The following is a 26111-nucleotide window of genomic DNA, read 5'->3' as shown; positions in this document are numbered from 1 at the left end:
TCACATATCTACCTTTCTTTCGCTCTGCTTCTATGATTTTTCTGCAATTCTTCCAACACTTCGGGCGGTATTTTTGACAGCAGCCGCCCCATCTGCTCGTTGGTTCTCTGCAATTCAAATATCTTCTGATTCGCTTTCTGCACCTTTAGTTCCTGCTCGTACTTTTCATCACGCATACGCCCCGCATAGTCTGATTCCTGCCCAATTCTCTCTTTCAAACTGTCGATATACGCCTGCTGTTTCCCGATTTCCTTAGAGAATTTCTCCACGTCTGGCAGCCATGCAGAGAGTAAATCTAACGCTTTATCCCTTTTCTTCCCTGCGTTAAAGGCGTTGATGTCGGATAGGGCAGACACGATTTCTTCATACTGTTTATCAAGCCTGCCGCCTAATTTATAGAGCCATGTGGGGACGTGTTTCCGCTTGGTTTCCATTGAGGACTGCCCCCGTTCAAGCTGATTCCACCGTGAGGACATCCGCTCATGGTAGGCGGTCTGCCACTCGGATAATGATTTCTGGTTGCCTAAGATAGCTTTCGCTGACAGCTTATTGTCTGGCGTAATCGGCACAAAGCAGAGGTGCATATGGGGCGTTCTCTCGTCCATATGGACGACAGCGGAGAGGATATTCTGCTTTCCAACACGCTCCGAAATGAAGTCAAGAGCCGTCTGGAAATACGCTTTTTGTTCTTCGGGCGGTAACTGGTTCATAAATTCTGGTGAAGCTGTGATGAGCGTTTCCACCATCATCACGCTGTCTTTCCTTGTCCTGCACCCCGCTTCGGCTACCATGCGGTTAATCTCTTTCTTGTAGGTGTACTTTGGTGGTGCTATGAGATGGTAATTGTTTTTAGAGCGTTCCATATCTATATCTGGGTTGCTTTTGTAGGCTTCTTTCTTCCGCTCGTTGTGGCGTTCACAAGCCGCAACGCCGCCCGCTTTTCGTTTCTGGAAACGCAGGATTGCATAAGGCATAGGCGGATTCCTCCTTTCTTTCGGCGGGTGACCGTCCTTTGGGGTGACAGCGGTGACGGTGGTGACAGCAGTTTTGGGATACCCCCTGCCGACTGCCGCAACTGTCACCCTCACCCCCTGCATGACGGTCATGTCGATGATGACGGTGTTTTTGGGATACCCCCCTCGCAAGAGCCGTCACCGTCATGCCGCCATTCTTTTATCCGAAGCCGTAAGGCGTAGGATAGCAGGGCACAGCCCTGCCTTAAGGGAGTCCAGAGGGAACGTCTGGCACACGACTTTGCAGGGCAAAGTGTAGTGTGTTACACCCTGTAAACGCAGTCGGAAAAATCGGAATGATTTTTCTGACCGCAGGGGTGGTTTTACACGACCGAAAAGGGCGAGTAAATCTCACGCCTGCATTTTGCGTTTACGGGGTGTTCTCCCGTAGGGATGACAGCGGCAGGGTATCCTAAAATCACTGTCACCACCGTCACTGCTGTCACCCGCAGGGCAGAGCCGCCAGCTTTACATGGCTTTAAGCGTCAATGACAGTAACAGGGGGGTATCCTAATATCGCTGTCACCACCATCACCGCTGTCACCCGCCCTCCTTGCAAGGGCAATCCGCCTGCCGTCTTTCCTGCGGCTGTACTGGTAGCAGATACGGTTCTCGCTTAAAAATGTGGTGCGGTATTCATTCAGCCATTTCGTAATCACCGTGGGTATGGTTTCCGTTTCCCCCATAGCGGCTAACAGTTCCGTTGCCGTGCCTATCCATTCTTCCTTATCCCTCATAAAATCCACCAACCGAAAAAGGACATCTGGTATCGTTTCTTTCGCAAGCTGCTCCTGCGTTTTCCGCTCCACAAGCTCCCAACGGCAATCACGGAAACGCAGCGTGTATTCCTGATAAGGCGTGTCCCTGCCCGTCACATACAGCTTGGCGGTGTCAGACGCACGTTTCTCCTTTTCCAGAACAAAGGTAGCGTCCGCACTCCCCGTTAATCCTGTCGTCCCAGACACCTTGTTGAACACGTCGCTGTCATTCTGCTTTCGGATGTGGTGTACGACAATGACCGCCAGAGAGTGCCTGTCGGCAAAGTCTTTGATGAGGGAGATGTCCCCATAGTCGCTTGCATAGGCATTGTCTTTTGAAGCTGTACGGACTTTCTGCAAGGTATCAATGACAATGAGCCTGCTGTCTGGGTAATCTTTCAGATAATCTTCAAGCTGCACGATAAGACCGTCTGACAGCTTGCAGCTTGCCACGGCAAAGTGGAGCCGCCCGCTTGCTTCGTCCGTCAAACGAAATAACCTGTCCTGTATGCGGCAGAACGTGTCCTCAAGGCAGAGGTAAAGCACATCGCCCTCCATTGTCGGCATATCCCATAAAGGGATTCCCTGCGACACGCATAAGCATAGCTTCAGCATGAGCCAGCTTTTGCCTATCTTCTGTGAGCCGCAGAACAGCGATAAGCCTGTCGGGATAAGGCTGTCCACCACAAAGGATGGTTTCTCAAGCGGTTCATAAAGGAGCGTTTCGGCGTTGACTGTCTGTAACTTCTGCATGGCTTTCCTCCTTTCGGGCGGTGTCTTTGTTTTCGTTGCACATAGGCGTTGACCTCCTTAAAAATAGATTTACTCCCACGGAAAAAAGTGAGAGTATGTAATGCCGCCAATCCCACACAAATAAAAAACAGATTTCTTTTTCGGGCGGTGTCGGTCACGGTTGGAGATATTTCTTCAATTTCCGCCTTTACTTTCTCCTTTGCAATCGCAACAGATTTCTGTATTGCCGAAGCGGTGCAATGCTCCATAGCGGCGATTTGGTAAAAATTGAACTCATACTCGTAGTAGAGCAGGAAACGCCGCCTTTGTATCTCTGGAAGGCTCCCAACCGCCTTATAGAGCGTTTCATTCCGTTCTTCCTCAACCATGCGTTCATCAAGGCTCTTAGGCACACGCAACGCCCGTCTGTAAAGGGTTTCGTCCCATACCTCGTTAAACTCCCTGTGCCGCTCGTCCCATTAGAAAAGATTCCTGTTCCTGCGCTCCATCTGCCGAAACTCCATAAAGAACTGTTCCGACACTTCCAACTCGTGGGATTTGCCCTGCCCGTCCTTAAAGCTGATAAAATACCTTGTGCCGCTTTCCGTGGATTCCTCCCGAAGCGTGTATGCCTTAACCCTGTATGCCATCCTGTTGTCCTCCTGCAAAAAATGAGTGAGGGGATTTCCATCCCTCACCCAGTAGCCCGCAGGATGGCAGGCTGTTTTAGAAGCTATAAAATTTTCCGCAGCTTCTTCCGCAGATGGTCTAACCTCGCATAGATGGCACCAGTCGTCAAATGCACAAGCGGGGCAATCTCCTTTGTGGAATACCCCTGCATTTTCAGCAGGACGATTTTCAAGGTACGCCCGTCCACCGTGACTAATACTTGATAGAGATTTTCGCTCTCAATCTCTTCCAGTAACTCCGCAACCGTACCCACTTCCGCCTGCCGCTCCCTGCCTGCCATGTCCTCAAGATATTCCGCAACGTCATTCGTCCATCGGTAAAACCGCCTGTTGGAATTGAAGTCTGCCCTGTCCGCCATGCGTATCTGCTCAATGGTCGCTTCATCAACGCCGCACTCACGCAGCAGCTTTTCCTCCGCTTCTTTCCAGATACGCCATTTCCTGTCCTCCCGTCCGTGGTTGTATGCCATTCTTACTTCCTCCAATCAGAATTGATTGAGAGGGCAGAGAAAAGCCCCCTCATCTTCCCAAAGGAAAAAACAAGGGGGCTGAACGCCTTAAATTTTAATTTTCTATTATCTTTCTTAGTTTTATTAGGATTCTGGCTTTGCGTTTGTTTACAACGCTCTGGGTTATGCCCAACCTCGCCCCGACTTCACGCTCGGAAAGTCCGTCAAAAAAGATTGCCTGTATCAGCTCCTGTTCACTATCCGACAGCAAAGGCAGGGCGGCTTTCAGCCTGTCCACCATGACCGCATTGACAACGGTTTCTGCAATGTCCACCGCTTCATCAGTGATAAAGTCCAGAGGATTCCCCTCGCTGTCCGTAAATCCGTCGAGAGATAGCAGTCTATTCTTTGTATCTAATTTTTGCAGATAACGCCACCGTTCCTTGTCACGGTAGAAGTCTGTGTATTGCTCCCTCACGACTTCAAGCAGACAGCCTTGAATGGGGATAAACAGCTTGTCCATATAGGTCTGGTCGGATTCCCTGCAACGGCAGAACTCCGTGTAGGATAATTCCACATAGCCGCCACTTTCTCTGATATATACCTTTCTTGGTGCATATTTCACCATAAATACCTCCCATCTGAATTTTTGAAATGTAAAAAATCCAGATGGAGAGGCGGAGAACGACACCGCATATCAGAAACAGCCCTACGGCACTTTCCAACAAAAATCGACAAAAGAAAAACCGCAAAGGCTCTGTGACCTTTACGGTTATAGGAAATAGTAATTCTATTGTATGGAGATTGTACTTCTACTTTCAAGGTGAGAAGTACCGTTGCACTGGCAGAAATTTTTTTAACTGGTTTCCTGCCGTTCTCTGATATGCTATGTATTGATAAATTTTGCTTCGTATGAGCAGATAGATAACTGCCCGAAAAAAGGACATAAAAAAATCCCTCCAAATTTAAAAACAAATTCAGAGGGTAATTTAGGGTATAACAAAATAACCCACCCGAATATCGTTTTTTTTATTTGGTGAGTTTGTTCTTTCAAATACGAAACAAAAAGAGCCGATGATTCGTGAATTGTTCCACAATTTCATCGGCTCTGCGTCTTAAGCGTCTGGCTCTTTGATGACAGTTATCTTCAAGTTGTCAACTTTAATCAATCTTTCTTGTCTGCATTTTGGACAATAAAGGGGATAATTCTCCAAAACAGTGTCCTTCCTAATTTTATTACGGGTTTTGCTCCCACAAACAGGACACAATATCCATTCGCATTTCATCATAATTAGTCTCTAATCCTTTCAAATCTCATTTTATATGACTTTTGCAAGCTGTTAAGCTAACTTGTGGAACATATGCCGAACCTTATCTATACGGCTATTCGGGCGGCGGGGTTGGCAAATAAATTTACCAATAGCTGGCTGGTATCCTTTTAACTCTGTCAAGCAGACTCCCTGCCCATTTGTGAAATAAGTTAAATCGTTCCTGTATTCTTGAATACATCTAGCAGGGATTTCTCCTTTCAGAATGACCTCGTCATTCTTTATCTGAGTACTTACAATATCTGCACAATACCTTGGAGCATCATGATACGCCCGTGAGAGATATTCCTGCGGTGCATAAATTTCAAAGTGGAGATATGGCTCTAATAGTTCTGTCCCTGCTTTTTTTAAAGCCTGCTCCAATACGATAGGGGAAAGCAGCCGAAAGTCTGCGGGGGTACTTACAGGACTATAATACAATCCATATTCAAAACAGATTTTACAGTCTGTCACTTTCCATCCATACAGCCCCTGCTCGCAGCCATAAAGAACCCCCTCCATAACCGCATTTTGGAACGATTGATTTAAATATCCAAGTGAAACTCTGCTTTCATACTGCACTCCGCTTCCAATAGGGAGCGGCTCTATGGACAACCCGACAGAAGCCCAGAAAGGATTTGGCGGGACTTCTATGTGGATGGTATATTCTGCTTTTCTAAGCGGTCTTTCCATATATATAACAGTAGGCTCTTTTATTTCTGCCTCCACATGATATTTTTCCTCAAGGATGGCACAAATGACTTCCATCTGCACATTCCCCAAAAAAGAAAGTATAATCTCATGCGTTGTAGTATCCACATAATATTTTAAAAGAGGGTCGCCATCTGAAATTTCTGTAAGTGCCCCAAGCAATATTTCCCGCTGTTCAGATTTCTTTACTGCAATCGTTGTTTGGAGCATAGGGAGAGGATTTTCAATAAATTTTCTCTGCGGCAACAGTATTTCGTTCCCCAAAATACTGTTTAGCTGCAAAACATCATTTGGTAAAATTACAATATCACCAGAGCAGGCTGTATCGGATGAATATAATTCACCGTTTGTCGGAACACACATCTCTGTGATTTTTATTTTCTCTTTTTCAGATATTCTAATAACATCCCTCAAATGCAATGTTCCGCTATATATACGCACATAAACAAAACGCCGCCTTTTCTCTGAATATTCAATCTTAAAAACCTGCCCGCATAGTTCAGATTGACCTTCAGGCGTTGATGAATAAAATTTACTGGCAATTACTTCTATAAGCTGCCGAATCCCCAGATTGTTTTTAGCGCTTCCGTGATAAACGGGAAATAACGTTCCGTTTTGGAATCTCCTGTTTTCTTCCTGTTCCAGTTCTGACATTTTAAACGGTTTCCCTGACATATATTTCTCTAATAGTTCATCGTTTCCCATAATTACCGCATCCCACTGTTCCATATCGTCATTGTCCGTTACATTTATATGGGGATGCTGCCCAACCTTTTGCTTCACTATAATTTCCGAAGAAAGCTTTGCTTTCATTTCCCGATATACCATTGGCAAATCAATCCCCTCTTGGTCAATTTTATTGATGAAAAAAATTGTCGGAATCTTCATTATCTGTAGTGCATGAAACAGTATACGGGTCTGTGCCTGTATGCCATCCTTTGCAGAAACTAATAATACTGCTCCGTCTAATACGGATAAAGAACGGTATACTTCCGCCAAAAAATCCATATGGCCTGGCGTATCTATAATGTTGACTTTTACATCCTCCCACTGAAAAGATGTCACTGCTGTCTGGATAGTGATTCCCCTTTGACGCTCCAAATTCATTGTATCTGTCCTTGTTGTGCCTTCATCTACGCTCCCTAGTTCTGCAATTGCACCACTGGTATACAATAAACTTTCCGTTAATGTTGTCTTTCCTGCGTCAACGTGAGCCAGAATGCCTAAGTTAATTATTTTCATGTGATTTTCCTCCTATCAACACCCAAAAAAGGGCATAAAAATACCCAGTGATAAATACTCCTATCACTGGGTAAATAACTCCAATAGCCCCAAAACACTTATATGTTTTCGGGCATATAAAATTACATGATAAAAGTATTCTTAAACTGGGTACAAAAAACTAAGCCCCATATTAAAAGTGAAACGGGACTGCTACTTTTTGTTCCCACTATCAAATTGACAGTTTATTTAAGAATACCTTGCCGCATATTTATTAACTCCTTGTATAATACTGAATCTAATTATATTCCTTAACCCTTTATTTGTCAAGCTGACAAACTAAAGCAGAAAAAGCGGCAGGATTTCCCCCTGCCACTAATCATCTGTTTATGCAAAAATAATTTCCTTTTCCACAATCTCCCTCGCACAAGCCCTTATGTTATTGAGGCATCCTGTCCATTCTAAGGCGTTTTCTGCCTTTAGCTGTTCCGTTATGCCCTGTGCCTGTTTCATACCCTCTATGAGCCTTTCAAAGCGTTCCTGTGCCTGTCTGTTGATGTCGGCAAGGTAGGCGTTTAGCCTGCCGCTTGTAAGAAGATTGGTGTATGTAACTTTACGGTACTGTTTTAGATAATCTAAATGCCGTTGCCCCCAGATGCCTATTGCCTGTTCTTCTTCGGCGGGTACAGTTAAGCACGGTATCAAATAATCCCGGGAGTTTTACAGTTGAATTGAAATATTTTCGCTCTATGCCTTGGTATAAAGCTATTTTTTTGTCAAATTTTTTCAATTTTACACTCGTACTTTTTCGTACTTTATGGTATAATAGAGTTGGGTGATTACTATGGGAATGCGTTTAAAATCAACAAAATCTAAATATTCAGAGTCGTTTTCAATTATTGATGATTATACTCATCCTGAAACCAATAAACGCTCTACATTTGTTGTGGAGGCTCTAGGTTCTTTAAATTCATTGATGGAAAAATATCAAACTACAGACAGAGAAGTAGTTGTCAATCATTTGAAAGATTATATCGAAGAGCGAAAACAACAACTGAAGGCAGAAAATGGTAAAATGCTTATTGAAGTTGCTCAAAAGGATTTAATAGAAAAAGATGAAACCAGAATTTACAATGTTGGATATTTGTATATCAAGGATATTCTTTGTTCTCTAGGGCTAAAGCGTATATGTCAAGAAATTCAAACTCGATACAAAATACAATTTAATCTTTTTGATATCTTATGTGATTTAGTTTGTACACGTATTATTGAACCTTGTTCAAAACGCGCAACCTTTGAATACAAAAAACGTTTTTTACATCAATCTACTTATCAATTGGAAGATGTGTATCGGGCACTTCATATTTTGTATCAAGAACGATATACGATTGAAAATGCATTATATCAAGGATCTACAAAATTATATCCGCGCAATACTAATGTTTTATACTACGATTGTACAAATTTTTACTTTGAAACAGAAGAACCAGATGAATTTAGATTATATGGTTTTAGCAAAGAACATCGTCCCAATCCAATTGTTCAATATGGGTTGTTTATGGATGGTAATGGGATACCTTTAGCGGACTATGCTTTCGCAGGGAATATGAATGAGCAGCCTACGTTACGCAAATTAGAACAAAAAATTGAAGAAGATTTTCAGTTGAAAAAGTTCATTGTCGTTGCGGATGCTGGATTAAATGGTTGGGAAAATAAAGTGTATAATAACATGAAAAACAATCATGCCTATATTGTGACACAACCTATCAAGAAATTAAAAAAATCACTACAGGAATGGGCTATTGATCCTTCAGGTTGGAGAATTAGCGGCTCTAGAGAGAAATTCAATTTACAGGATATCATGAACGCCGCAGAAAATGCCGAAACTGATTTGAAACATTATAAAATAAATATTGACGGTACGGAACGAAATGTTTATGATTTGATTTTTTACAAAGAAAGATGGGAAAAGACAACAAAAAAATCTGACGTAGCCAAAGATAAATATTCTCTTGAAGAACGTTATATTGTATCGTTCAGCTTTCGTCAGAAAGCTTATCACGAACATATTCGTCAGAAAAAAATTGATCGTGCTCTTAAATTTATTGAAAATCCAAGCAAGTTAGATCGTAAAAATCAAAGACAGCCTAGCTATTATATAAAAACGACCACAACTACTGAGGATGGAGAAATCGCCTCTAACAAGGTCATTCAATTAGATACAGAAAAAATTAAAAATGAAGCAAAGTTAGATGGATTCTACGTAGTGACGACTGATTTAGAAGATAAAAATATCGGTATCATCATTCAAGCTAACCGTCAAAGATGGGAAATCGAAGAAAGTTTTCGAATTATGAAAAGTGAATTTCGAACCAGACCTATGTATGTTAGAAAAGAAGAATCAATCAACGGGCATCTATTAACCTGCTTTATCGCTCTTCTTGTTTATAGAATTCTTGAAAAACATTATTTGTCAGAAAAATATAGTCCAGAGCAAATCATTACAACCTTACGTCAAATGAATATCGTTTATCTTGAAGGTTCAAACTATACTCCTGCTTTTGACCGAACTGATTTAGTTGATGAATTGATGGATATTTTTGGATTCCAAGTGGCTAGAAAGATATTATCGCAAAAATATATAAAAAAATTTTCTAGAGTGGTTAACTCAGAAAAAAGTACGAAAATAGAATAAAGTAAGAAACGCCCCTAAAAGCTTATGTATCAAGCATTAGGGGCGTTTTATAATTAAATAACTGTAAAACTCAGGATTATATTCCTTAACCCTTTATTTGTCAAGCTGACAAACTAAAGCAGAAAAAGCGGCAGGATTTCCCCCTGCCACTAATCATCTGTTTATGCAAAAATAATTTCCTTTTCCACAATCTCCCTCGCACAAGCCCTTATGTTATTGAGGCATCCTGTCCATTCTAAGGCGTTTTCTGCCTTTAGCTGTTCCGTTATGCCCTGTGCCTGTTTCATACCCTCTATGAGCCTTTCAAAGCGTTCCTGTGCCTGTCTGTTGATGTCGGCAAGGTAGGCGTTTAGCCTGCCGCTTGTAAGAAGATTGGTGTATGTAACTTTACGGTACTGTTTTAGATAATCTAAATGCCGTTGCCCCCAGATGCCTATTGCCTGTTCTTCTTCGGCGGGTACAGTTAAGCACGGTATCAAATAATCCCCTTGCCTTTCGTATTTGCCGCCCAGTTCCTCAAATAATGATTTTGCCATTGTCTGTTACCTCCACATTCTTTTTTATTTTGAATGTCCGCAAAATCCGTCCTACATTAGTAGTCATAAAGTCAAGAATTAATTTGATACCAGCAAAGCCAATTCCTAGAGTCAACCCGGATTTAAACGCTTTCGAAATTTTCAAACCAAAAATCAAGCCAATAATTGTAATGATTACAGGAAGCATTACAGTAGGACCTGCAGCAATAAAGAAATTGAATATATCCATTATAAACTTCATATTATTGATACTCCTTTATTATTTTAAATAACTTAATATTTCTTGTAAGGTTTGATCTGCACCAATTCCCGTTAAAATAGGCATTCCTTTAACCACTGGAACATCCCCAGTTTGCCCCTCAAATTGACCAGTTGTAACTAGCAAATCATAACCTTGAACCTTACCTGGCACCTCCATCAATTTCGTTTGTGTTGTTTCCGCCTGAATTCCTTGTTCTTCTAAAAATTGTCTTACTTTTGTTGCTACAACTGTTGAAGTAGCGATTCCATTTCCGCATGCAACTAAAATTCTTTTCATTATTAAACATCCTTTCTTTTAGGCAATAGCTTGTTCTAATAAATCTAATAGTTCTTTATCATTAGAAGCTGTTATCATTTTTTTCGTAAATCTTGATTTTGGATAATACCTACTATTTTTTGTAACATTTCAATCTGTCCGTGCGGTTCACCAATAGCCATCATAATGACAATTCGAACCGGTAATTTTTCTTGATGATTTTCCATATTTTCAAACAATATTGGTTCCTTTAAAGTTGCTATTGCTAATGTTGTTTTATCTACCATCTCATAATTAGCATGAGGTATAGCAACTACAGGCTCTGTTGACGGCAAACCTGTTGGGTATTCTTTTTCTCTTTGTTTTATTGCTTCAACATATTCATCTTTCACAAATCCTAGCTCGAGCAACTTTTTAGATAAACAATCTAACACTTCCTCTTGAGTTTTTACTTTTAAATCTCTAAAGACTAATTGCTCATTCAAAACTAAGTCCATAAACTATTCCATCTCCTCTACCGTATTTAAAAATGTTTTCAATGAGTTAGATAATTGATTAATATCACAATTTTCAATATCTGATTTGTCAAATAACCCCGATCCCATTCCTAAATAACTAGCTCCATAATCTAAAAATTGTTTCGCGTTTTTTACCGAAATCCCTCCAACAGCCATTAAAGGTATTTTTCCTAAAGGTGCTTGCACATCTTTAAAAAATCTTGGTGTCACAACTGCTGCAGGAAATATTTTTACAATGTCTGCACCGCTTGCAAGCATCTGATTTATTTCTGTTGGTGTCATCGCTGAAGGGACAGTCATAACTTTGCATTTCTTAGCATAATCAAAAATATCTTGAGTAAATTGATGTGGACCTAACAAGAACTTAGCACCTGCCTCAACTGCTTCTTTTGCATCTTTTAAAGTGCGAACTGTTCCTGCGCCAATTATTCTTCTATTACCGTACTTTTTACTTAATTGTTTAATATTTTCTACACAATTTGGTGTATTCATTGTCATTTCCACAGCAAATTTATCTTCTAAGCCTTCCATAGCTTGAATGATTGCATCAGATTGTTCTAATGTGTACCCTCTCATAATAATGGTATATTTTGGATAGTTATTCATTCTACACACCTCAAGTATTTTTTCTGATTAGTTGATAAATTTCTTTTTCGCTTAAGCTTTCAGATATATCCTGTAATAACTTACTGTCTCTACACAAATCGGCTAATTGATTAATTGCTTTTAAATGTTTTGTTAAATCACTAAATGAAAGTGGAAAAATATACTTTATTCTCTTACCATCAGGAAGAATAATCGGTTGCTTCAACACCAATAAACTTATGCCATCTTTCAATATGCCATTCTCTTTTGAAGTATGCGGGATACAAGAATCATTCCCAAGATAACTAGAGTAATTTGGATTGGAAGCTTGTTTAATGCAATCCTTTACGAACTCCTCGGTCACTACACGATTTTCTAATAGTGGAATACAAGCAATCCTAAATGCATCTTCCCACGTTGAACATTTATCTTTCACTTGAATATAACTTGGCTTCAAATAATAGGTTAAGGATGGTAAAGAATCGATTTCGTTAATAGAATGTTGGTCATCTTGTTGGATTAAAAACATTTTTATTTCATCTTTCAACTGGGATAAATCATCAATGTTAGCATATTTCCTAATTGTATTGATTAATTTATCTACATCACTATCTACTTTATTCAACCCTAATTTATTCAATACATTATAGCGTAGTTGTATTTGTTGATTATAGGTCATTATCGGATCAACAATATACTGGTTCATATCTGTATTTAAAGGAGTCGTTGAAAAAACTAAATCATAATCTTCTTCATATTTGTAGAAATCTCTCTTAGATAAAGATGCAATAAAATGTAATTCTGGAAATAATTTCTTCAAATTTTCCATCATTAATTTTGAAACAACTACACCATTCTGACAGACTATTACTGCTCTAGGTTGCTGATTGTTACTCATTTGGTTATTAGAAATTAATTGATATCCAAAATAGTAAGATAACAAATCTAATTCATCATTTGGAAAAGCTTTGCCTAACCAATCTTCTATCGGAATAATCAAATCCTTCATTAATTCAACTAATATTCCATGATTTGAATCTTTTACTAAGTTTTCAAATGAGTATGTTCCCAAACTTAAATCATATTTGATCCGGAAACAAGCTGGGCGTAAATGGTTCAATAGTCTTTGTTCGAAACTTTTCCGATCATCTACAATTATTAAGGTCTGCTCTTCAAAGCTATTTACCATTTCATGTATATACCCTTTTAACTCAGCATCTGAATCATATTCTTGAGTAGTCTTTTTTTCGAAAATATTTGAAGTTAAAAATGCTAAAGCCATCCACTCTTTATAGCCATTGGATATTTCAAGATTGTCTTCCATCAATAATATTGATAGCATTCGATACTCCGGCGTAGTTTTTAAATCACCTTTAAAAAAATCATCCTGTTTACCACTCTTATTTGCTCTAATCATCAATATCATTAAGAAAATCTTTAAGTACTCTATTGACTCATCCGAATAGCTAAGATGTAGCATTTGTTCCATACTATGAATAATATGCATAATATTTTCAAAAGTAACTTCCTTGCCAAAAATTGATTCATAGATTTCTTGATTCATCAGATGATATTGTTTTACCAAGTCGCTAATTAAATGTAATAAATAATGTTCAGAGCCTTCTATATGATATCCATTGGTACGGTCATATATAATCTCCAAGCGATATTTTTCTACTAACCATTGAGCACGTTTTATATCTTCTGTAAATGTACTACGACTTACTTCTAAATAATCCAGAAAATGTTGAACACTTGTATACTCATTATTTAATGTCAAAATATAAAGAATAATGACAACTCTTTCTTGGTCAGAATAAAGTTCATTTGAAATTAAATTTTCTGTTATTGTTTGAACAACTTCTAATGGAACAAAAAAAGTACCATCATTTTTTCTTACAATTCCAGATAACTTATTTAAAGCCATTTCCTGATTAAATTGAGTAATGGCATAGTTCACTTGTCTCTTGGTTAAAGAAAGTTTATCAGCCAACTCACTAGATTTAATAGTAGGATTTTTTAGTAAAATAGAAATTATTTCTCGGATCCGTTCATTCATTTTATTTTATCCCTCCTACATATTTCATTATATGCTTATCCTTAGCTATTAAAAACCTTAAGTCAAACTAGATTTTGTCATGCTATTTTTCTATTTTTGTAACGCATAAAAATCAAAATAAAAAAAGAGAGAATTTACCATTTTTATTAAGGTAATTCTCTCTATATTCATAATTGGATAATTGTAGCTATTACATTTTTACTCATTCAATATTATTTCAAGCGATGTAATACTTTAACCCACTTTTTCTATATAGCTTTCTTTTAATAATTCATTCAATACTTTATTAGCAGCATATGACATTACAGATAAATTTTTTACAAATTTTGTTTTTGATAACTTTGTTTTTTTCTTTCAGTAATATCTTTAAAATGTGATTTGTATGTCTCGAATAACTACTGACACTATTTTACCAGAATCTTCCCTCATCAAATTATTGTCTAGCATAAATTCACTTTGTTTACTTAATAAAAGATACAATATAGCTTCTTCAAAAAAATAATAGACATTTAAATTGTCGCAAAAAGTGGAAATTCTATATTTCTATCTACTATCTAATCTATAATCAAATAATTTTATTTGAAAATATATCAATTTGTAAATTATTGGAGCTTTTTTCCAAATTATTTTATATCAAAAAAAATCGAAGAAACTCCTATTATCAATTTCTCCGATTTTTTGTATAAAAAGGACTAATGAGTCAGTTGAGGTGACCCCCAAAAGTTAGACTTTTTTACGAGACGACTCCGGTCGTCTCGTTTTCATTATGCAGCTAAAAGATGGAGCCTATATTGAACAGGACTCATCCATCCTAACTTTTCTTTTATTCGTTGTTCATTATAATACTTTATAAATCGTTCTATTTCCATTTTTAATTCCTCATAGCTATAGTAAATAACGCCATAGTATATCTCTTGCTTAAGCAGACCGAAGAAATTCTCCATTACGGAATTATCTAGACAGTTGCCCTTTCGAGACATGCTTTGAAATATTCGTTCTTCTTTTAGCCTGTGAGAGTATGCCTTCATCTGGTATGCCCAACCCTGGTCAGAATGGAATGTTCGTCTATAAGGGCAGTCTGAAGTGATTTCAATGGCTTTATCCAAGGCATTCATTACATTCTTTGCTGAAGGTTTCTTATCGATGCCGTAACTTAGTATTTCTCCATTACACATATCCATAAATGGATCTAAATACAGCTTATGCATTGTCATATGTCCTTTGACATCAACTTCATAATACTTAAATTCAGTCGTATCCGTTGTGATTTTTTGATGGGGTATGTGCGTATTAAAGCGTCTGCGAATTCTGTTGGGTGCAATGGTACCAGTCCTGCCCCTATAGGAACTATATTTCCTACTTTTGCGTGTGTAGGATGTCACCTGCAAGCCAAGTTTTTGAACTATTCGCTGAACCTTCTTTTTGTTGATGAGATATCCCTGATTATGAAGCTCTCCATGTATTCTACGATATCCGTAATCCTTATTATTCTTACGGATTTCTTGGATTTTTTCTTCAAGTTCTTTGTCAGGATTTTCTCTATCAAATCGTTTTTGCCAATACATATATGTTGCTTTAGGCATGCCTGTATAAGAGAGAAGGTCTTTTAGTTTGAATTCTCGTCGGAGACTGTTGATGACGAGTGCCTTTCTCTCATTTTTTCCTCGTCCTCTAAACGCAGCCTCCTCAGTTCTTTTAAAAAGGCATTCTCAATTCTCAATTTAAGAAGTTCCTCTTCTAGCTCTTTTACATGTTCTGCACTTGTATCAACAGAAGATTCTTCAACTGGTTTGTTTTGTGTATTGCCATTAGTTGTATTCAATGTTTTCTTTCGTCCCTTCTTGCGTGGTCTTAGGGCATCAGGACCAGCTGCACGAAAGCGACTCACCCAATTTGTGATCATACTTGGATTAGTAATTCCTTCTTGCAGAGCTAAATCTTGATATGAGATTTCACTTGATAAATATAACTCTACTATAGAAAGCTTCTTTTCAAAAGAATAAAAATCTTTTTTTCTAGAACGTTTTAATCCTTCATCGCCAAATGCATTGTAATTATCCACCCATAGTTTAACTTTATTATCAGATGGAATGCCGAACTTATTTGCAAGATAAGTATAACCACCTTCGCCATTAAGATAAGCATTTACAACTTGCTTTTTAAACTCAAAAGAATATTTGGACATAAAAATACCGACCTCCAATTGTTAGATTTTATGGTCTAACTTTTTGGGGTCGGTACAAGTCCCATCTAATGAAATTTTTTTAGATATTTTATTTGTCTTATTGACATAAAGAATATCAATTAAAACACTCAATCGATTTTATCATATCTAATTTACTATTAATCCCCACCTGCAGCAATTTTAGCAGTATTGTAAATTATTTTCTTATTTTTTAAATCCTCTAATGTTCCTACTTTTTCACCTTTAGAATAAAATCCGTCAAGTAAACCTAGAGCTTGGAAAATAGATTGTTTATAAGCAATTTCTGCATTCCATTCTACTGTATCAAGAATTTGTAATGCTTTGTGAATTGCTTCTATACCTGATTCGCCCCCAGCATTAATTATTACGCCGTGTGAATCAAGTAATAACATATGAGGTAATTTTAAATCATGCTCTTTAACATAAGTGCTAGTAATTTCCGCTAACTCTTCAGAACAGTTTGGTTCAAAAGGCATAACAGGAACTCCGGCAATTTTTTGAGTAGCTTCAGTTAAGTTAGGCATTGGTAATCCACTAGTTGCCCAAAACATTGCATTTGGAGCATGTGCATGTAAGACTGCACGAATTTCTGGATTAGCATCATAAATTGCTTCGTGCATATTAATTTCACGCGTCAATTTACCTACACCATCAATAATTTTTCTGGTATGAGGCTCAACAACAAGAATCTGTGCAGGTGATAATTCTCCTAGATATGCTTCAGACATCATAGTTGGTGTCATAATGATATATTCTTTACCATCTTTATCAGTTGTTTTGAATGAAAAGTTTCCACCAGCGACATTGGTATTCTTTCGTTGGAAAATCACTCTCACAATATGTGCTAAATCTTCTCTTTCTCTTTCAAAAATCATTCTACCATCTGACATTCTTACATCCTCCTACTTTTTATTTAAAAATTTTCTGGTTTGTATAATTTCCTTAGTTGCTTCACGAATTACTCTTCCTTCTTCAATTTTCTTTCTTTGCCGTTCGTTATACTCTTTAAACATTACTGCATCACCATTTTTATAGATGTAGAACGCCAACAAAATTACTACAAGATTCAATATATAAATACGAGTATATAAAGCAACTAAAAATATCAAGAGAGAAATGAATAACAAGAATATCCATTTTAATTTCTCAACTTCAAATTTCTTTCCTTTACTCATTTCTCTCACCTCATTAATTTATTTCTTTAATTCTTCATAACGTTCACTAGGAACTTTAATAGATGTCATATAACGATATAACAATACGAACAATACAAGGAATACTATCATACCTACAATTGCAAAAATATTCTTATTAAACATTTCAGCAAACATAATACGATATTCAGGACCTTCAATAGATGACCATGTAATTAATGAACCTTTCTTAAATCCTTCTACAGCACCTGTTTTTTCTGCTAATCCACTTAAAATTGGAGCCAAATATGTTGCACCGTATAGATAAATTGGCATTGAAATAATACCTAAAACTAACATACGTGCTAAGTTACCACCAGTTAATAGCAAACCACCAACAGCAATTGAGTAGTTAATGATCCCCGCTAAAGGTAATACTTGGTTCCCTGGCAAAATAACAGCATATCCTAAGAATACTGGAACCATTAAAATTGCACATACCCAAACTTCAGAACGTCCAGCTAAGATTGGCCAGTCTAAACCGATATATACTTCACGATCTTTGAAACGTTTCTTCATAAATTCTGACATTGCATCAGCTAGAGGAGACAATGATTGCATAAACATCTTAGAAATCATTGGGAATAGTGATAGAGCTGTTGCAACTTGAATAGCTAGGTTTAATGATCCTGAAACACCATAAGCGGCTGCAAAACCTAATCCTAAACCAATAATGAATCCCATTACAGAGTTTTCAGAGAAGATACCAATTTTTTGTTTTAAAGCATTTGTATCTGCGCGTTTATTGAAAAACGGAATCTTATCCATCAACCAGTTAAATGGGAATAGGAACACTGCTGCAGAAGTCATAAAGTGAGTTACTGTAACTAACGGAATTCCTGTTAAGTCTTGAATGTGTCGTTGGAACATGTCCCCTAACTTCAATTCTAAAACTACTTGAATAGCTGCAGCTGCAAAACCGGCAATTAAGCTACCAGAAACATAGTATACAAGATAAGCAGTCAAAGCTTTTCCCCAAACATTCCACATATCCACATTCAATGTTTTTGTTAAGTTGAAAATCAACATAACGAAATTAACACCTAGTGTAACAGCGAAAAATACAAAAGCATATGTCCATGACCATGTAATACTTGCCGCACCAGTCCATCCTAAATCTAGTGCTGGTAAGTGGATGCCTGTATTTTTAGCTAGTGCTTCAGATGCAGGACTAACCGCATTACCCATATAGTTGATAACCATTGACATGCCACTAAAGGCAATACCTAGTGTAATCGCTGACATAAATGCTTTCTTAAATTTCATTCCTGCTAATAATCCTAAAATCATAATAATTAGCGGAACGAAAATCGCAGAACCCAAATTTAAGATATAATTAATCACATTTTGAAAGATTTCCATAGTTCTCACCTACTTAACTAATTCAGTAATTTGTTGATAAATATCATCCATGCCCATTCCTGTTAAGAAAGGAATCCCTGGAAAAACATGTACTCCTAATTCTTCAGCTTTCGCCAATACTTCACTATCTGGTTGAGCTACATATACGTAAATTCCTGCTGTAGGTAATTCATTTTGAATTGATTTATAATCTACGGCATCTACTGGAAAGTTAATACCATCTTCTTCAAACTTACTTTGAATTTTACTTGCAATTGTTTGACTGGTTGCAACCCCACTACCGCATGCTACGATTAATCTTTTTTTCATAACTAATCACTCCAATTATTTAAAATATTTTTTTATTGTATTAAAAATTTCTTCCTGACTTTGCGCTTCGATATACTCTTTTACAAAGTCATCATTCATAAATAAATTCATTAATGATTGCAATACACCAACCTGTCCAGAAGGTTCTTTGATACCAAGGAAAAAGAAATCCTTGACTTTCATTTCTTGATTATCACCCATTTGTTTAACAGTCACATTATTATTAATTCTTACTACATATATAAATGGCTCCCTAATGTGTTCTGGATCAGAATGGGGAAGAGCGATATTTAGATTTTTTGTGATTAATCCTGTTGGAAATTCCTCCTCTCTTTTTGTTATACCTTCTAAATAAGAATCCTTAACATACCTCCCTTCTTTTAACCTTTTTGCTACATATGAAAATAATTGTTCTTTAGAATCAACTTCTACATTTATAGAAACCAATTCTTCTTTAAACATTTCATAGAATTCCATATCATCAAACACCTTCTTTGTTAAACTTTGTTTGTATTATACATCCACGAACACATATTAACAAAAAAAAAAATAAAAAGCAAGCGTTTACGAATTTTTTATTTAAATAATTTCAAAAATTATAATTAGTTCTTGAAATATCTATCATTTATAAATATAATTAACTTGAACAAAGTCGAACAATCTTTAAAAGGAGGGAATACTACATGTTAAAAAAAGAGAGACAAGAGCGAATCCTAGAATTAGTTAATGAATCTGAGTATCTAACAAATTCCGAAATTGCCTCTATCCTCGATGTATCTGAAATGACAATTAGAAGAGATATCTCTGAATTAGATAAAGAAGGAAAAGTAAATAGGCTATACGGTGGCGTTGAAAAAATTAATTTTTTAGCCAAAGAACTTTCAACTAAAGAAAAAATAGATGTAAATGTCAGTCAGAAGAAATATATCGGGAGTATTATTAATTCAATTATCACTGAAAATTCTACTGTTTATCTCGGTGCTGGAACAACCATTTTCCACTCTCTACCTTACATAAAAAAGAGAGAGCTATTTATCATTACAAACAGTTTAATTGCTTTTCTTTATTTAAAAGAAAAAACCAATTATCGCTTAATGCTAACAGGTGGTGAATTTTCACCTATAACCGAGGAATTTGTTGGATCAACAGCAGAAAAATCTCTTGAAAATATCAATATTAATTATTCTTTTGCCTCGACAAATGGCGTTTTTGAAAATAATGTCACTACCGCCCAATATTTGGAAGGCGGTATACAGTTAGCTGCATTAAGACAATCTCAAAAAAAATACATCGTGGCAGATGCTTCTAAACTAGGAAGAAGTGATGTATATACATTTGAAAATCTCTCAAATTTTGACGGACTTATTACAGATAATACTATTGATATAACAAAATTTAATAAATATTCCAAATTCACACAAATTATTAAGGAGCCGATACGATGATTATTACTATAACAATGAATCCCTCACTCGATTTAAACTATATCACTGAAACTTTTAGCAGCGGAAAACATAACAGAGTACCCGCCCCTGTCAAATCTATTGGTGGAAAAGGTATCAATGCTGGCAGAACAAGTAGTTTATTAGGAAGTAACGTTACACTATTTGGATTTCTTGGAGGTGATTGGGGAAATTTTGTAAGAAAAACTTTACAATCTGAAGAACTTTTTAATTTAGAAATGATTGAAGTAGATGAAGAGACTCGTAGCGCCATAACCATTATGCACGATAATGACACTCATACTGAAATCGTCGAAGCAGGACCACATATTTCCGATGAAAAGATTGAACAATTATTAGAAGATTTAAAAATATTTTGTAAGCAGAATAATGTAACCGTTATATCAATCAATGGTTCAGTAAATAATCCAAATAATACAGTTTACATTCAAATGATTAAATATATTCGTGAAAATATATCTAAGACAATCCCTATTCTTTTAGATATTTCAGGTGATAAACTTAAGACTTTATTATCTCAACAAGAATATCTTCCAGACTTTATCAAACCTAATATTCATGAATATGCGGAATTAATTAATAAATCCATTAATTCCAAAAATGAATTATTGAAAAACTTGGATTTTGAAAAATTTAAGGGTATTAAAAATATTTTGATTTCTTGTGGTGGCGAAGGAGGAATTGCAAAAATCGACAACACAATTTATGACATTACTATTTCAAAGATTGAAATAGTAAGTACCACAGGATCTGGAGACTCTTCTGTAGGTGGATTTGCATATGGGTTAGATAAACATCTAGACACTACTGATTGCTTAAAATATGCAATGGCTTGTGGTATGTCGAACGCTCAATTTGCCGGCACAGGTATGATAGATACAGAAAAAGTAGAAGATTTTTATAAAGATATAATGATTAAAAAAATCAACTGAATATTTTTATAGAACTATAATTCACACATATTAACAACCCCTGCATAGTATATGAACTTCAGCGGACATATACTATACAGGGACTGTTTCCTTTGATTAGTAACTCAAACTTCGCACTTAAATAAGTGCTTAAATACCTTGATAAATCAATAAAAATAGCATGAAACCATCCGGTTTTGATATAATTAAGTTAGTCAAAAAAACATCCCCCAGAGGTTCATGCTATGACTAAAAGTATAACACAAATAACTCAAAACGATAAGCAACTATCAAAATCTATCAAAAAATTTTTTATAAAATTTCATATTTCCTCAGCTCTGAAAGCATCCAACGCCTACAAAAAGAAAGGTGTACCTGTGGTAGAAATTTTTATCTGTTTTTATTGATTTTTTCTAACAGAAGCATGTACATGAATATGCTTACAGGTAGAGACACGCCTTCTTTTGCAAAAGATACAGTGTATCGTTTCATGAAAATGATTCAGATTAACTGGATTCGATTCACAACACTTCTTTCAGCTCGAATCATCAAAGAAGACATCGTCCCTTTGAACTCTGAAAATCGAGTAAATGTGCTTATCATTGATGATTCCCTTTTTGAACGTAACCGTTCAAAAAAAGTTGAACTCCTTGCTAAAATCTATGATCACGCAAAATATAAATACGCATTCGGATTTCGAATGCTTACTTTAGGTTGGTCAGATGGGTGCACTTTCTTACCGATAAACAGCGTTCTTCTTTCCACGGAAAATAGTAAAAACTGAATGAATGAAGCAGTAGAAATGGATAAAAGAACTGTTGGTTACAAACGCAGAAAATTGTCCATAAAAAAAGGAACCCATGCAATGCTTACGCTTCTAGAAGCAGCGAAGAAAGCTGAAATTCCAGCAAAATACGTTCTTTTCTACAGTTGGTTTTCATCACCAAGTACACTCCACGCCGTAAAAAATATGGGCTATGATATAATTAGTATGGTAAAGAAAACTCCAAAGATGTTCTTTCGATATAATGGCGAAGCCATGTCTCTAGCTTCCATCTGTAACCAGAACAAAAAGAGACGTGGAAAATCAAGATATTTACTCTCGGTAACGATTGAAGTTGTAAAAGATGATGCTATCATTCCTGCTAAAGTAGTTTATGTCCGAAATCGTAACAAACGAAAAGAATACCTCTGCTTGATTTCTACAAACGTAAATTTGGACGAAAATGAGATCATTCGAATTTATGGAAAACGCTGGGATATAGAAGTTTTCTTCAAGGTATGCAAAAGCTATCTTAACCTAAGTAGAGAATGTAACTTCCTATCCTACGATGCAATGACTGCGCATACTGCGGTTGTTTTTACACGATACATGATGCTTTCGCTAGAGAGTAGGGAATCCAGTGATACTCGGTCTCTAGGAGAGATTTTTCTACATTTTTCTGATGAGATGGCGGATATCACATGGATACAAGCGTTTCAAATGCTGCTACAGATGTTTAGAACGATACTTACAGATTATACTGAACTTTCAGATAAAAAAATAACGCTATTAGTAGATGCATTTATGGATACATTACCAGTTATGTTGAAAACGAAACTGCGAGCTGCATAAAGTAGAATCATTGACAACTAAATAGGTTCTAGATACTGATTTTTCAAGGTTCATAGCTACAATTTATGTGCGAAGTTTGAGTTACTAAATCCTTGACATTAACATAATCCAATTTCTCTTGAAGTTCCCTCTGGAGATAATGATCTAATCTTTCAAGAAAATTAGTCGTATTCCCGCTAAGACTGATATAGTATATTCTAATCACTTGTATTTTTCCCTTCTAATATGTATAATTCCTATATACTGTATTTGATGATAAAAACAGACACTACATATAGTGATTTGATTATATATCTTCCCTAATTAAAAAAAATTGACCATAGCTAATTTTTTAAGAAATATAAAAGAATGCAAGGGAGAATAAAAATATGACAAAAATTGGCTGCGTTCATCGGGTTCCTCTTTTTAATAATCTTTCTTGTGATGAACAGAGTAAGGTTCAAGAATTGCTATATCATAAAACCTTTAAAAAGGGAGAAATTATTTTTTCTCCCGATGATCCAGAGCAGCTATCGATTATTTCAGCTGGTGCTATGAGAATCTATAAACTGAGTAAAACTGGTAAGGAACAGCTTATTCGTATTGTTAATGAGGGAGAATATGACGGAGAGAATTATCTCTTTGGTCTCTCAAATGATTCTCTTTATGGAGAGGCCATTAAAGAAACAAAAGTATGTATCCTATATAAGTCAGATTTCAATAAGTTAATCAATCTTTACCCACAATTAAGCTGCAAACTACTTCAATTAAACGCCTACAAATCTTTAGAGATTGAGAATCAACTGCAACTACTGGCAATTGATTCAATAGAGGATCGTTTAGCTACCTACTTCAGTCAGCTCTCTCTCCCTTCAGAGGTAATGACTGAAGAGACCATTACGATACCAGTCTCACTGAAAGAACTAGCCAGCTATCTAGCTACCAGTCCTGAAACTATATCCCGTAAATTAAGAGCTTTTCAAGAAGAAGGATTAATAAATAGAAATGGAAAGAAAATTATACTATTTCGTTCTTTTTGGGATAAATTTGACTTTCTATAATTTTTATAAACTAAAGGATAGGTGTTACTTCTGAGGTGACCCCCAAAAGTTAGACTTTTTTACGAGACGACTCCGGTCGTCTCGTTTTCATTATGCAGCTAAAAGATGGAGCCTATATTGAACAGGACTCATCCATCCTAACTTTTCTTTTATTCGTTGTTCATTATAATACTTTATAAATCGTTCTATTTCCATTTTTAATTCCTCATAGCTATAGTAAATAACGCCATAGTATATCTCTTGCTTAAGCAGACCGAAGAAATTCTCCATTACGGAATTATCTAGACAGTTGCCCTTTCGAGACATGCTTTGAAATATTCGTTCTTCTTTTAGCCTGTGAGAGTATGCCTTCATCTGGTATGCCCAACCCTGGTCAGAATGGAATGTTCGTCTATAAGGGCAGTCTGAAGTGATTTCAATGGCTTTATCCAAGGCATTCATTACATTCTTTGCTGAAGGTTTCTTATCGATGCTGTAACTTAGTATTTCTCCATTACACATATCCATAAATGGATCTAAATACAGCTTATGCATTGTCATATGTCCTTTGACATCAACTTCATAATACTTAAATTCAGTCGTATCCGTTGTGATTTTTTGATGGGGTATGTGCGTATTAAAGCGTCTGCGAATTCTGTTGGGTGCAATGGTACCAATCCTGCCCTTATAGGAACTATATTTCCTACTTTTGCGTGTGTAGGATGTCACCTGCAAGCCAAGTTTTTGAACTATTCGCTGAACCTTCTTTTTGTTGATGAGATATCCCTGATTATGAAGCTCTCCATGTATTCTACGATATCCGTAATCCTTATTATTCTTACGGATTTCTTGGATTTTTTCTTCAAGTTCTTTGTCAGGATTTTCTCTATCAAATCGTTTTTGCCAATACATATATGTTGCTTTAGGCATGCCTGTATAAGAGAGAAGGTCTTTTAGTTTGAATTCTCGTCGGAGACTGTTGATGACGAGTGCCGTTCTCTCATTTTTTCCTCGTCCTCTAAACGCAGCCTCCTCAGTTCTTTTAAAAAGGCATTCTCAATTCTCAATTTAAGAAGTTCCTCTTCTAGCTCTTTTACATGTTCTGCACTTGTATCAACAGAAGATTCTTCAACTGGTTTGTTTTGTGTATTGCCATTAGTTGTATTCAATGTTTTCTTTCGTCCCTTCTTGCGTGGTCTTAGGGCATCAGGACCAGCTGCACGAAAGCGACTCACCCAATTTGTGATCATACTTGGATTAGTAATTCCTTCTTGCAGAGCTAAATCTTGATATGAGATTTCACTTGATAAATATAACTCTACTATAGAAAGCTTCTTTTCAAAAGAATAAAAATCTTTTTTTCTAGAACGTTTTAATCCTTCATCACCAAATGCATTGTAATTATCCACCCATAGTTTAACTTTATTAACAGATGGAATGCCGAACTTATTTGCAAGATAAGTATAACCACCTTCGCCATTAAGATAAGCATTTACAACTTGCTTTTTAAACTCATAAGAATATTTGGACATAAAAATACCGACCTCCAATTGTTAGATTTTATGGTCTAACTTTTGGGGGTCGGTACATTCTAACTATCCTTTAGTTTATTTCTTTGTTTCCTTATAAAATGGCAGTAATTCATCAAAACTTTTTAATAGATCATCAATTAACCGTTCTAATGAGTGGTCAGTCTCAATTGGAATATCCTGTTTAACCAAGACCTTACGAACCTCACCTGATTTGACCTGTTTTAGTAAATTATTTCGATTTTCTTCTGTTGCATCCATTTTGAAACTTATACCATTTTTTTGTACAAAATAATACATAGCTCCAAAAGGAAGAAGATTCAAAACTTTATTTTGTTTCTCTAAACTGTTTTCAGACCTCCTTCTTTCTACAAAACTAACCTCAACGGAAATTCCAAAATTATCAGATTCCCCATAAAGACGAATAGCCAATGCTGAATCATTCAAATCATCGGAAGGCAATCGGAAATAACACCAAAAATGTGGACGACATAGCTGAGATTGATTCATCCATTGACTAACACGCTCTGCTTTAAATGGCTTTACCCTGTCTTCAAAAGATTTACTGATTAAACTGAATTCATCCCGGGCCTGTCGAGCTAGGTCCCTTAAATCCATCATATACTGGCGATAATTACCAGCCTTTTCCGGCTTAATATATTTTTCTCCTCGATAGGATAGATATTCCTTTAATTTGTCAAACGACATTTTTCA

25 protein-coding genes and 3 pseudogenes are annotated in these 26111 nt (G+C 36.5%); 6 read left to right on the top strand and 22 right to left on the bottom strand.

Going from position 1 to position 26111, the window contains the following annotated elements; translation table 11 throughout:
• Positions 1-8 precede the first annotated feature (8 nt).
• From mobV to I567_RS02215, 8 genes and pseudogenes are all read right to left on the bottom strand, one after another.
• Entirely contained in the window at positions 9-974 is a 966-nt protein-coding gene (gene mobV / locus I567_RS02245; RefSeq protein ID WP_001820668.1) for a MobV family relaxase, read from the bottom strand.
• Positions 975-1498: 524 nt separating this feature from the next.
• Positions 1499-2524 carry an AAA family ATPase gene (locus I567_RS02240; RefSeq protein ID WP_001170964.1) on the bottom strand — a complete coding sequence of 342 codons (1026 nt, stop codon included), beginning with the start codon at positions 2522-2524 and terminating at the stop codon, positions 1499-1501.
• A gap of 154 nt (positions 2525-2678) precedes the next feature.
• Positions 2679-3153 (bottom strand): annotated as a pseudogene (locus I567_RS13065) (RNA polymerase sigma factor).
• A gap of 83 nt (positions 3154-3236) precedes the next feature.
• A complete protein-coding gene (locus I567_RS02230; protein WP_000323895.1) occupies positions 3237-3662 on the bottom strand; it encodes an RNA polymerase sigma factor in 426 nt (141 codons plus the stop codon).
• 94 nt (positions 3663-3756) lie between these two features.
• The gene (locus I567_RS02225) at positions 3757-4269 is read right to left on the bottom strand and encodes a sigma-70 family RNA polymerase sigma factor (protein WP_000241709.1); all 513 of its coding nucleotides are present in this window, start codon (positions 4267-4269) and stop codon (positions 3757-3759) included.
• A 487-nt stretch (positions 4270-4756) separates the two neighbouring features.
• Positions 4757-4927, bottom strand: a complete 171-nt coding sequence (locus I567_RS12315; RefSeq protein ID WP_004614788.1) for a cysteine-rich KTR domain-containing protein — start codon at positions 4925-4927, stop codon at positions 4757-4759.
• A gap of 54 nt (positions 4928-4981) precedes the next feature.
• Positions 4982-6901, bottom strand: a complete 1920-nt coding sequence (gene tet(O), locus I567_RS02220; protein ID WP_000691758.1) for a tetracycline resistance ribosomal protection protein Tet(O) — start codon at positions 6899-6901, stop codon at positions 4982-4984.
• A gap of 366 nt (positions 6902-7267) precedes the next feature.
• Positions 7268-7585 carry a TnpV protein gene (locus tag I567_RS02215; protein WP_008976816.1) on the bottom strand — a complete coding sequence of 106 codons (318 nt, stop codon included), beginning with the start codon at positions 7583-7585 and terminating at the stop codon, positions 7268-7270.
• 139 nt (positions 7586-7724) lie between these two features.
• Between I567_RS02215 and I567_RS02210 the strand changes: the two genes are divergently transcribed.
• A complete protein-coding gene (locus I567_RS02210) occupies positions 7725-9575 on the top strand; it encodes an IS1634 family transposase (RefSeq protein WP_016250616.1) in 1851 nt (616 codons plus the stop codon).
• Positions 9576-9736: 161 nt separating this feature from the next.
• Here I567_RS02210 and I567_RS02205 read toward each other — a convergent pair whose 3' ends face one another.
• The 12 genes and pseudogenes from I567_RS02205 to I567_RS02145 all read right to left on the bottom strand — a co-directional run bounded on the left by I567_RS02205 (position 9737) and on the right by I567_RS02145 (position 19337).
• Positions 9737-10111, bottom strand: coding sequence for a TnpV protein (locus tag I567_RS02205; RefSeq protein WP_001129922.1), 375 nt, complete (start codon positions 10109-10111; stop codon positions 9737-9739).
• Between the two features lie 49 nt (positions 10112-10160).
• A pseudogene (locus I567_RS02200) lies at positions 10161-10352 on the bottom strand (PTS transporter subunit IIC); the annotation flags it as partial.
• A gap of 18 nt (positions 10353-10370) precedes the next feature.
• A complete protein-coding gene (locus I567_RS02195) occupies positions 10371-10649 on the bottom strand; it encodes a PTS sugar transporter subunit IIB (RefSeq protein ID WP_016250614.1) in 279 nt (92 codons plus the stop codon).
• A gap of 18 nt (positions 10650-10667) precedes the next feature.
• Positions 10668-11125: pseudogene (locus tag I567_RS02190) on the bottom strand (PTS sugar transporter subunit IIA).
• 3 nt (positions 11126-11128) lie between these two features.
• Positions 11129-11752 (bottom strand): bifunctional 4-hydroxy-2-oxoglutarate aldolase/2-dehydro-3-deoxy-phosphogluconate aldolase, encoded by a 624-nt coding sequence (locus tag I567_RS02185; protein ID WP_016250612.1) that lies wholly within the window; start codon positions 11750-11752, stop codon positions 11129-11131.
• 10 nt (positions 11753-11762) lie between these two features.
• Entirely contained in the window at positions 11763-13790 is a 2028-nt protein-coding gene (locus I567_RS02180) for a BglG family transcription antiterminator (protein ID WP_016250611.1), read from the bottom strand.
• Between the two features lie 764 nt (positions 13791-14554).
• Positions 14555-15975, bottom strand: a protein-coding gene (locus I567_RS12310) for an IS3 family transposase (protein WP_111736151.1) whose coding sequence is annotated in 2 segments (ribosomal slippage) — positions 14555-15408 and positions 15408-15975 — 1422 coding nt in all. Because the reading frame shifts where the segments join, the coding sequence is not laid out codon by codon here.
• Positions 15976-16133: 158 nt separating this feature from the next.
• Positions 16134-16886 (bottom strand): class II aldolase/adducin family protein, encoded by a 753-nt coding sequence (locus I567_RS02165; protein WP_016250608.1) that lies wholly within the window; start codon positions 16884-16886, stop codon positions 16134-16136.
• Between the two features lie 12 nt (positions 16887-16898).
• Positions 16899-17171: a hypothetical protein gene (locus I567_RS02160; RefSeq protein ID WP_016250607.1), complete on the bottom strand. Its 273-nt coding sequence runs from the start codon at positions 17169-17171 to the stop codon at positions 16899-16901.
• 18 nt (positions 17172-17189) lie between these two features.
• Positions 17190-18551, bottom strand: coding sequence for a PTS galactitol transporter subunit IIC (locus I567_RS02155; protein ID WP_016250606.1), 1362 nt, complete (start codon positions 18549-18551; stop codon positions 17190-17192).
• A 9-nt stretch (positions 18552-18560) separates the two neighbouring features.
• Positions 18561-18860, bottom strand: a complete 300-nt coding sequence (locus tag I567_RS02150; protein ID WP_016250605.1) for a PTS sugar transporter subunit IIB — start codon at positions 18858-18860, stop codon at positions 18561-18563.
• Between the two features lie 15 nt (positions 18861-18875).
• On the bottom strand, positions 18876-19337 hold the full coding sequence (locus I567_RS02145) for a PTS sugar transporter subunit IIA (protein WP_016250604.1): 462 nt from the start codon (positions 19335-19337) through the stop codon (positions 18876-18878).
• 206 nt (positions 19338-19543) lie between these two features.
• Here I567_RS02145 and I567_RS02140 point away from each other — a divergent pair, with 206 nt between their 5' ends.
• The 5 genes from I567_RS02140 (at position 19544) to I567_RS02125 (ending at position 23889) form a co-directional block, all read left to right on the top strand.
• Positions 19544-20305, top strand: coding sequence for a DeoR/GlpR family DNA-binding transcription regulator (locus I567_RS02140; protein WP_016250603.1), 762 nt, complete (start codon positions 19544-19546; stop codon positions 20303-20305).
• Positions 20302-21255, top strand: a complete 954-nt coding sequence (locus I567_RS02135) for a 1-phosphofructokinase family hexose kinase (protein ID WP_016250602.1) — start codon at positions 20302-20304, stop codon at positions 21253-21255. The genes I567_RS02140 and I567_RS02135 overlap by 4 nt, the downstream gene beginning before the upstream one ends.
• A 409-nt stretch (positions 21256-21664) precedes the next feature.
• Positions 21665-22018, top strand: a complete 354-nt coding sequence (locus I567_RS12820; RefSeq protein WP_016250601.1) for a transposase — start codon at positions 21665-21667, stop codon at positions 22016-22018.
• Positions 22019-22849: an IS4 family transposase gene (locus I567_RS12815; RefSeq protein ID WP_018345367.1), complete on the top strand. Its 831-nt coding sequence runs from the start codon at positions 22019-22021 to the stop codon at positions 22847-22849. It begins immediately after the preceding gene.
• A 368-nt stretch (positions 22850-23217) separates the two neighbouring features.
• On the top strand, positions 23218-23889 hold the full coding sequence (locus I567_RS02125; protein ID WP_016250599.1) for a Crp/Fnr family transcriptional regulator: 672 nt from the start codon (positions 23218-23220) through the stop codon (positions 23887-23889).
• 90 nt (positions 23890-23979) lie between these two features.
• Here I567_RS02125 and I567_RS12300 read toward each other — a convergent pair.
• Together I567_RS12300 and I567_RS02110 are read right to left on the bottom strand one after the other, a co-directional pair.
• Positions 23980-25400, bottom strand: a protein-coding gene (locus I567_RS12300; RefSeq protein WP_111736152.1) for an IS3 family transposase whose coding sequence is annotated in 2 segments (ribosomal slippage) — positions 23980-24833 and positions 24833-25400 — 1422 coding nt in all. Because the reading frame shifts where the segments join, the coding sequence is not laid out codon by codon here.
• 75 nt (positions 25401-25475) lie between these two features.
• Positions 25476-26105 (bottom strand): hypothetical protein, encoded by a 630-nt coding sequence (locus tag I567_RS02110; RefSeq protein ID WP_016250597.1) that lies wholly within the window; start codon positions 26103-26105, stop codon positions 25476-25478.
• Positions 26106-26111 lie beyond the last annotated feature (6 nt).

Source organism: Enterococcus cecorum DSM 20682 = ATCC 43198 (assembly GCF_000407565.1).
Classification (GTDB): Bacteria; Bacillota; Bacilli; order Lactobacillales; family Enterococcaceae; genus Enterococcus_E; species Enterococcus_E cecorum.
Note: the sequence above shows the minus strand (reverse complement) of the source record. Positions and strands in the feature narration are given on the sequence as shown.